The organism is Rhodococcus sp. NPDC079359 (assembly GCF_040702585.1).
Classification (GTDB): Bacteria; Actinomycetota; Actinomycetes; order Mycobacteriales; family Mycobacteriaceae; genus Rhodococcoides.
The window spans coordinates 238,274-246,184 of record NZ_JBFBLH010000008.1 but is presented as its reverse complement, the minus strand read 5'-3'; the positions used below and the strand labels follow the sequence as shown (position 1 = coordinate 246,184).

The 7,911-nt window shown below is 62.9% G+C and carries 7 protein-coding genes and 1 rRNA gene; 4 read left to right on the top strand and 4 right to left on the bottom strand.

The annotated features are described in order from the left end of the window. The 4 genes from AB0362_RS19820 to AB0362_RS19805 all read right to left on the bottom strand — a co-directional run. Positions 1-91 (bottom strand): 16S ribosomal RNA (locus AB0362_RS19820); the annotation flags it as partial. Between the two features lie 461 nt (positions 92-552). Beyond that, positions 553-954 carry a RidA family protein gene (locus tag AB0362_RS19815; protein ID WP_068050854.1) on the bottom strand — a complete coding sequence of 134 codons (402 nt, stop codon included), beginning with the start codon at positions 952-954 and terminating at the stop codon, positions 553-555. Continuing rightward, positions 951-1,748 carry an IclR family transcriptional regulator gene (locus tag AB0362_RS19810; protein WP_317785672.1) on the bottom strand — a complete coding sequence of 266 codons (798 nt, stop codon included), beginning with the start codon at positions 1,746-1,748 and terminating at the stop codon, positions 951-953. Before AB0362_RS19810 ends, AB0362_RS19815 begins: the two co-directional genes overlap by 4 nt. Next, positions 1,745-2,767, bottom strand: a complete 1,023-nt coding sequence (locus AB0362_RS19805; protein WP_317810792.1) for a sugar kinase — start codon at positions 2,765-2,767, stop codon at positions 1,745-1,747. The genes AB0362_RS19810 and AB0362_RS19805 overlap by 4 nt, the downstream gene beginning before the upstream one ends. Before the next feature lie 129 nt (positions 2,768-2,896). On the opposite strand from AB0362_RS19805, the gene AB0362_RS19800 reads away from it, so the two are divergent. The 4 genes from AB0362_RS19800 to AB0362_RS19785 are packed head-to-tail and all read left to right on the top strand — an operon-like array spanning position 2,897 to position 7,882. Further along, positions 2,897-4,180, top strand: a complete 1,284-nt coding sequence (locus AB0362_RS19800; RefSeq protein ID WP_317549455.1) for an alanine racemase — start codon at positions 2,897-2,899, stop codon at positions 4,178-4,180. A 14-nt stretch (positions 4,181-4,194) separates the two neighbouring features. Next, positions 4,195-5,808 (top strand): D-aminoacylase, encoded by a 1,614-nt coding sequence (locus AB0362_RS19795; protein WP_317810793.1) that lies wholly within the window; start codon positions 4,195-4,197, stop codon positions 5,806-5,808. Beyond that, on the top strand, positions 5,805-6,443 hold the full coding sequence (locus AB0362_RS19790) for a bifunctional 4-hydroxy-2-oxoglutarate aldolase/2-dehydro-3-deoxy-phosphogluconate aldolase (protein WP_317810794.1): 639 nt from the start codon (positions 5,805-5,807) through the stop codon (positions 6,441-6,443). Before AB0362_RS19795 ends, AB0362_RS19790 begins: the two co-directional genes overlap by 4 nt. Beyond that, positions 6,440-7,882, top strand: coding sequence for a gluconate:H+ symporter (locus tag AB0362_RS19785; RefSeq protein ID WP_317810795.1), 1,443 nt, complete (start codon positions 6,440-6,442; stop codon positions 7,880-7,882). The genes AB0362_RS19790 and AB0362_RS19785 overlap by 4 nt, the downstream gene beginning before the upstream one ends. Positions 7,883-7,911: the final 29 nt, after the last annotated feature.

Below are 7,911 nucleotides of genomic sequence, written 5' to 3'. Positions count from 1 at the left end.
TCGTGTACCCCGAAAGGCCTTACCGCTCGACTTGCATGTGTTAAGCACGCCGCCAGCGTTCGTCCTGAGCCAGGATCAAACTCTCCGTAAAAGACCTGCGAAACAACGATCCCCAAAGGAACCGCGAATCAGTCAAAGACATCAAGTCAAATCACTAGCAGAAAAACTCAACTAGCATTTCAAACAACACCCGACAACAACCACCACAAGCGGATGATTGATACATCGAATGCATTCACCAAAACAAAATAATTTCGGCACTGACATTCATCGACACACTGTTGAGTTCTCAAAGAACACGCACACACCGTCACTACCGTTTGCACGGTAACTTCGGGGCTTACACGCTCGAACCCCAGACATGACTCATTACTTTCGAGCCTTGCCTGGGTTGCTCAGTGCACACTCCGTACAACCTCGTTGCCCCAGTCCGTGAAGACCGGGTCGGTGTCCGTGTCGCTCTGACTCGACAAAAGTTACGCGAAGACCAACGCTTACGCAAATCGCCTGGTCAGATGTAATTTTCGTGTGAACATCTGCCGCATGCCTTGATCAGACGATCGCTACGGCATCGATTTCGACCAACATCTCTTCCCTGGGCAGTCCTGTGAACACTGTGGTGCGACTCGGTAGAACGTCCCCCGACGTATGTGCCGACACGAACTGGCCGTAAGCGTCGTTCATGGTCGAGAAGTCCTCACGCTTGGTCAGATACACCCTCAGCATGACGACGTCGTCGAATGTCGCACCGCTGGCCTCGACGATCGCTTTGACGTTCTCGAGTGTGCGGGTCGTCTGCGCGGCTACATCGCCTGGATACAGGTATTCACTGGTGGCCGGGTCGACCGGCCCCTGCCCCGAGACCTGAACGAACGGCCCCTTCCGGACTCCCTGGGAAAATGTGTGGGCAGGTGCGGGCGCACCTGTGGTGCGGATTTCGATCTTCTCACTCATTGTGTTCCTTCCTTCGAGCTCTGGTTCTGTGTTCTGTGGTCCTGGGCTTCTTGCGGGTGCCATCCCAATCCTGCGGAGATCGCCGCCGCGGCGTGCTGCACTTCGGGGAGCGTGGCAAGCACTTGCTGATGATCGAGCACCATGTCGGGCACGGACATCGACACCGCTGCCACCACATCACCGGTTCCGTTGCGCACTGCGCATCCGATGCAGTTGACGAAGGACTCGTGCTCCTCGCGGTCTTCGGCGAACCCCTGCTCGCGCACGAGGTCGAGCTCGCGAAGGTAACGCTCGGCCGTCGTGATGGTTCTTTCGGTGAACGGCGTGTAGGTGATGTTGCGTGCAATCTGCACACGCTCCGCCTCCGGCCGCGCCGAGATGAGGACCTTCCCCACAGCTGTGCAGTGGAGCGGCGCAGGCTTTCCGATTCGCGAATACATCCGCACGCTCTGCTGGGCGTCGAACTTGTCGATGTAGATGACGACGCCGGCCTCGTAGGTGGCGAGGTGGACGGTTTGGCCGGTGATCGCGTTCAGTTCGGACAAGTGCGGCCGGGCGATGCTCCGAACGTCCCGCTGTTCGAGCGCATGGTTGGCGAGCTCGAACAGCCTGGATCCGAGCTGATATCGGTGATCCGCGTCGTGCTGGACGAATCTGTCGGCTTCCATCGTGCGAAGCAGCCGCAGCACGGTCGTCTTGTGGACCTCGAGGACCGACGCCAGCTCGTCGAGCGACTGCGGTCCGTCGCCGAGCAAGCCGAGAAGTGTCATCGCCCGCGCGAGACTCTGACTCATTTCGACACCTCCGAGTGACGCGCGGCTGTGGCCGCGTAGTCCAGACTCGCCCAATCGGCATCGGCCAGTTCGGCCAGTTTCGACAGCACCGCAAGGGGAAGCACCGAGGCGATGTCGTCGTGGCCGGTCAAGGCACCCGCCGCGCACAGGTGACCGAACCGAACGCGCTCGACGGAACTCCTGCCCAACAGCAATCCGGTCAGATATCCGCCCGCGAACGCGTCTCCGGCACCGATCTTCTCGATTACGTCGAGCTTCAGCGCCGGTACGTCGACCCGAGAGGTTCCCTCGAATGCCGTCACGGTGTGCGCGTCGTTCTTGATCACCAGGTGGTGTGGTTGCGGAAACATTTCGCGCAGCTCGGCGGGATCGGATGTGCCGAACACCAGCGCAGCTTCGTCGGCACCCATGAACACCACATCGCTTCCTCGAACATGTTCACCGAGAACATCTGTGGCTGTGTCCGGCCGAGATTTCCACAGCGCCGGCCGATAGTTCAGATCGAAGCTGACGAGAGTGGGCAGATCCATCAAGTATCTCGTCAGATCGGCGGCGGTATCGGAGATGGCCACGGTGATTCCGGTGAAGTGGATCAGGTCGGCACGCGCGACAAGGTTCGCTGCACTCCCGTCGATGTCTGTGGGCGACAGAGCACTCGCAGCCGAGCCGGCACGGAAGTAGGTCATCGCACTGTCTCGGCATGCGAGGTCGTGGCGGTCGCCGGAACCCGATCCGCGTTGCTTCACGTACATGCCAGTGGGTCGCTCGTGGTCGAGCGTCACACCGGAGGTGTCGACACCTGCCGCGATCAATTGACCGACCAGATACCGGCCGAATCCGTCATCTCCCACTCGAGAGATCCACGACGCATCGACGCCCAATTGACCGAACACCCTGGCCACGTTGGCTTCTGCGCCTCCGGCTGTGCGGTGGAACGTGTTCGAATTCTCCAATGGGCCCGGCTCGGCAACCAGAACGACGAGGCCTTCGCCCACACACACCGCTCGTGGTGCTTTCACGTCGATCTCCTCGAACTCTTGCGGGAACGCTGACTTTCGTTGCAGACTACAAAGCATAAACACATTGCGCAACCAGTGTTGCAAAATACGCAACGCAGTTGCGGGTTTTCCGAGACCGAGGAGACGATCGTGATCGACACCGATGCCGTCGAGGCACTCAGCCGACGAGTGCTCGGACCCGAGTACAAGGCATTGCCACCCAGGTCATGGGGGCACACCATCGAGAGCTTTCTCGCCACGTCGCCGCGGCTCTCCGAGTTCACGACGCCCGTCCTCACTCTCGACCGGGCACGCATCGCGTCGAACATCTCGGTCATGGCCGAGTGGACTGCGCGCGCGGGAGTGCTGCTCGCACCCCACGGGAAGACGTCGATGGCCCCGCAACTGTGGAAGCAGCAGCTCGACGCAGGAAGCTGGGCCATCACCCTCGCAACCGGATGGCAAGTTCAGGCAGCACGCGCATTCGGGGTCGAACGCATCGTTCTTGCCAATGCCGAGATCGACCCTGTTGCGTTGACGTGGATTGCGGCCGAGCTGGATTCGCACCCGACATTCGAGTTCTACTGCTGGGCCGACAGCGTCGCAACGGTGCACGAGATGGACCGCATCCTCTCGACGCAAGGAGAACGGCCGGTCGCGGTCGTCGTCGAACTCGGTGGCCCGCACGGCCGAACCGGCGCGCGGACCACAGAAGAAGCGATCTCGGTGGCACGTGCGATCGCGTCGTCGCCGCGGCTGACTCTGGCCGGGGTCGGCGGCTACGAGGGCGCACTGAGCCACGACCGGACCGACAGCGGCCTCGCGGCGGTTCGGACCTATCTGGACAACGTGGCCGCCCTCCATCGCGCGCTCGATGCCGAGGGGTTGTACGGCGAGCACGCGATCGTGACCGCCGGCGGCAGCGCCTACCAGGACCTCGTGGTCGAGCGGTTGCACTCTCTCACCAACGAAGAGGGAGTACCTACCGACGTAGTGCTGCGCTCGGGTGCCTACGTGGTGCACGACGACGGCTTCTACTCACAGATCTCACCACTCACTCCCGCCCGCACCGACGCGCCGCTGATGTCGGCAATGCATGGATGGGCTCGGACGGTCTCCAGGCCGGAACCCGGTCTCGCACTGCTCGATGCAGGAAAGCGGGACTTCCCGTTCGACGAAGGACTGCCTGTCCCCCAATCGGTTCGGGGAACCGAGACTCTCGACTCCGGTGCCGACATCACTGCGCTGAACGATCAGCATGCGTTCCTTCGCCTACCGGCCGAGGACAGCGGGGCACTGCCGGTGGGATCGGTGGTGCGCTTGGGCCTGTCTCACCCGTGCACCGCTTTCGACAAGTGGCGTCTCATTCCCGTCGTCGACGATGCCGACAGCGACGATCCTCGCGTCGTCGATCTCGTGCACACATTCTTCTAGAGAGTCGAAACCCCATGTCCGATATCCTCTTTCGAGGTGCCGACGTCATCGACGGCACCGGGTCTCCGCGACTGCGTCGTGACGTTCTCGTACGCGACGGAATCATCGCCTCGATCGCCGAACCCGGCACCGTTCTCGGTGCCGACAGAATCGTCGATGCGACACCTGGGCAGGTCCTGTCCCCCGGGTTCATCGACATGCACGCCCATTCCGATCTGCGTCTACTGACCGATCCCGACCACTTCCCGAAGATCAGTGAGGGCGTCACCACCGAGGTCATCGGCCAGGACGGCATCGCCTACGCTCCGATCGACGACGCGACGCTCGATGTGGTGCGGCGTCAGATCGCCGGATGGAACGGCAATCCCGTCGACCTCGACTTCTCGTGGCGCTCGGTTTCCGAGTACCTCGCTCGCCTCGACGAGGGGATCACCCCGAACGCTGCCTATCTCGTTCCCCAGGGAACACTGCGGTACCTCGCGGTGGGCCCTGATCAGCGACCGGCGACGCCGTCCGAGATCGCCCACATGCAGGAGTTGTTGACGCAGGGCTTGCACGAGGGTGCCGTCGGAATGTCGAGCGGTTTGACGTACACGCCCGGAATGTACGCGGACACAAACGAATTACGCGCGCTGTGCGAGGTCGTCGCCGACTTCGGTGGGTTCTACGCGCCGCACACTCGGTCGTACGGCGCGGGCGCACTCGACGCGTACCAGGAGATGCTCGATCTCTCCAGGGAGACGGGATGTGCGCTGCATCTGACTCACGCGACGATGAACTTCGGCGTCAATCGGGGCCGGGCACGAGAGTTCTTGGACCGCGTCGATTCTGCGATCGCGGACGGATGCGACGTCACCCTCGACACGTATCCGTATCTGCCCGGAGCCACCACTTTGTCTGCGCTGCTACCGAGTTGGGCGATGTCCGGTGGCCCGGATCGCGCGCTCGAACGCCTCGACGATCCGGAGATGCGTCGACGCATCGCACAGGATGTCGACGTCGACGGGTCCGACGGCTGCCATGGCGTGACCGTCGAGTGGGAAACCATCCAGCTCAGCGGTGTGGCGAATCCGGAGCTCGATCGCTATGTCGGTCGCACGATGTCCGAGATCGCGGCCGAGGCGGGTCGGTCACCGGTGGACGTGTTCTTCGACTTCCTTCGCCGAGATGCGCTGGCCACCACGATCCTCCAGCATGTCGGACACGAGGAGAACGTGCGCGAGATCATGGCGCATCCACGTCATATGGGCGGCAGCGACGCGATCCTTGTCGGCGAGAAGCCCCACCCCCGCGCCTGGGGAACGTTCCCCCGCTACCTGGGTCACTACGTTCGGGACGAGCAGTTGCTCTCGCTCGAGGACTGCATTAACCACCTGACCGGTCGTCCCGCTGCGCGCCTCCGCCTGCGCGCCCGCGGCACGATCGCAGAAGGGCACGCAGCCGACCTCGTCCTGTTCGACCCGGCAACCGTGCGCGATACCGCCACGTTCGAGAATCCGAAGCAACAGGCCGACGGCATCAGCCACGTGATGGTCAACGGTGCCTTCGCTATCGACGATCGCCGTCCCACGCACTCTCTGGCAGGCCGTGCCCTGCGGATGAATCCCACCGGAAAGCAGACATCGTGAATGCACTGACCACCATTCTGGAGGACCGCGCACTGTCGGTGGTCCGTGCGCCGCACATCTCCGATCCTGCTGCGTTGGCGAATGCGCTCTCGCGCGGCGGGATTCGGGCCCTAGAATTGACCTTCACCACGCCCGGCGTCCTGGCACTGCTCCGCGCGGCATCGAACGCGGGTGCGGTCGTCGGTGCCGGCACCGTCCTGACCGCCGATCAGGCACGGTCGGCGATCGACGCGGGAGCATGCTTCGTGGTGACCCCCGGGCTGCGGCCCGACGTTGCCACGATCGTGACCGACGCCGGGATCCCGCTGATGATGGGCGCGCTCAGCCCGTCGGAGGTGATGACTGCCCTCGATCTCGGAGCGGATGCCGTGAAGATATTTCCGGCTCGCACCGTCGGGCCCGCGTATTTCAAGGATCTGCTCGGCCCCTTCCCCGACGTGAAACTCGTTCCGTCCGGCGGGGTCAACGCAGGAAATGCCGCTCAGTTCCTGGCATCCGGTGCCGTCGCAGTGACCGCAGGCACCGATGTGGTTCCACCGGCGTCGGTTGCGGCCGGCCAGTGGGACGACATCACCGTGCGAGCGCAGGCGTTCGTGGCGGCTGTCAGTGCAGACATCAAGGAAGGCTCGTCATGAATTCTGTCGTCGACTGGCTGCGAACCTCAACGCCAGGCCTACTCGTATTGTGCGGCATCGCAATTGCGGTACTGCTCATCGTCATCATCAAGGTCAAGCTCGAACCGTTCATCGCACTTCTCATCGTCGGCCTCGGCTTGGCTCTGGCTGCCGGCTTGCCCGTCAACGAGATAGTCGGCACCGCCATCAAGAGCAACGAATCGCTTCTCGAAACCGGGTTCGGGGGCATCCTCGGCCACATCGCAGTGATCATCGGACTGGGCACTGTCCTCGGCGCGATTCTCGAAAAGTCCGGTGGCGCGCAGGCACTGACCGCCAAGCTACTGGGCGTCTTCGGAGAACGCGGAGCACCCATCGCAATGGGACTGCTGGGCTTGATCTTCGGCATTCCGGTGTTCTTCGACATCGGCATCTTCGTATTGGCACCGCTGGTGTACGTGGCGGCGCGCCAAGGCGGAAAGTCGTTGGTGCTCTATGCGCTGCCGATGCTGGCAGGGTTGTCCATGACGCACGCCTTCTTGCCACCGCACCCGGGACCGGTCGCCCTCGGTGGTCTGCTCGAGGTGAACCTGGGGTGGCTCATCCTGTTCGGATTCATCTGCGGAATACCAGGATTCATCGCCGCCGGCCTGGTGTGGGGCAACTGGATCGGCAAACGCATCATCGTCGACGTCCCCGAGGACTTCATCAACGACGGAAACGATGCGAACACCACCGAGGGTGGAGGAGCAGGCACGGTCGCGACCAAGCGCCCGGTCGTCACGACGCCACCGTCGGTGGGCACGATCGGAGCGATCATCGCCGTTCCGCTGGTCCTGATCCTCGGCGCCACGTTCGGCAGCATTCTGCTCGATCCCGGCAACCTACTCGAAGTTCTCACGTTCTTCGGCACGCCGGCCGTAGCGCTGCTCATCGCAGTACTGATCGCGTTCTACGTGTTGGGAATCCGACGCGGATCCACCGTCCAGCAATTGAGCACACTGACCGGTGAGTCGCTGCGTCCGGTGGGCATGTTGCTGCTGGTGGTCGGCGCAGGCGCGTTCTTCGGAAAGGTCATCTCCGCCACGGGAATCGGCACAGCCCTGGCCGACACCATGGCGGCCGCAGGTCTTCCGATCATCGTCCTGGCGTACATCATCAGCTGTGCGCTGCGCGTGGCTCAGGGCTCGGCAACCGTGGCCATCGTGACGACCGGCGGCATAGTCGGGCCCCTGGTGGCAGCCCAGGACTACTCGGCTCCGGCCGTCGCGCTGATCGCCATGTCCATCGCGGCGGGCTCGATCATCGCCAGCCACGTCAACGACGGCGGCTTCTGGATCATCGCGAAATTCTTCAACCTGACCGTCAAGCAGACGCTGCAAACGTGGACGGTCCTCGAGACGATTCTGTCCGTGGTCAGCTTCGCCGTCGCGGGAATCCTGTTCGCAATCATCGCCTAGAGCCAGTGGCGCGACTGTGTGCCCTCGGC

Excerpts from the sequence above, each read along its gene's own strand:
- AB0362_RS19795 (WP_317810793.1), top strand. The coding sequence starts at position 4,195 with ATGTCCGATATCCTCTTTCGAGGTGCCGACGTCATCGACGGCACCGGG.
- AB0362_RS19810 (WP_317785672.1), bottom strand. The coding sequence starts at position 1,748 with ATGAGTCAGAGTCTCGCGCGGGCGATGACACTTCTCGGCTTGCTCGGC.
- AB0362_RS19815 (WP_068050854.1), bottom strand. The coding sequence starts at position 954 with ATGAGTGAGAAGATCGAAATCCGCACCACAGGTGCGCCCGCACCTGCC.
- AB0362_RS19785 (WP_317810795.1), top strand. The coding sequence starts at position 6,440 with ATGAATTCTGTCGTCGACTGGCTGCGAACCTCAACGCCAGGCCTACTC.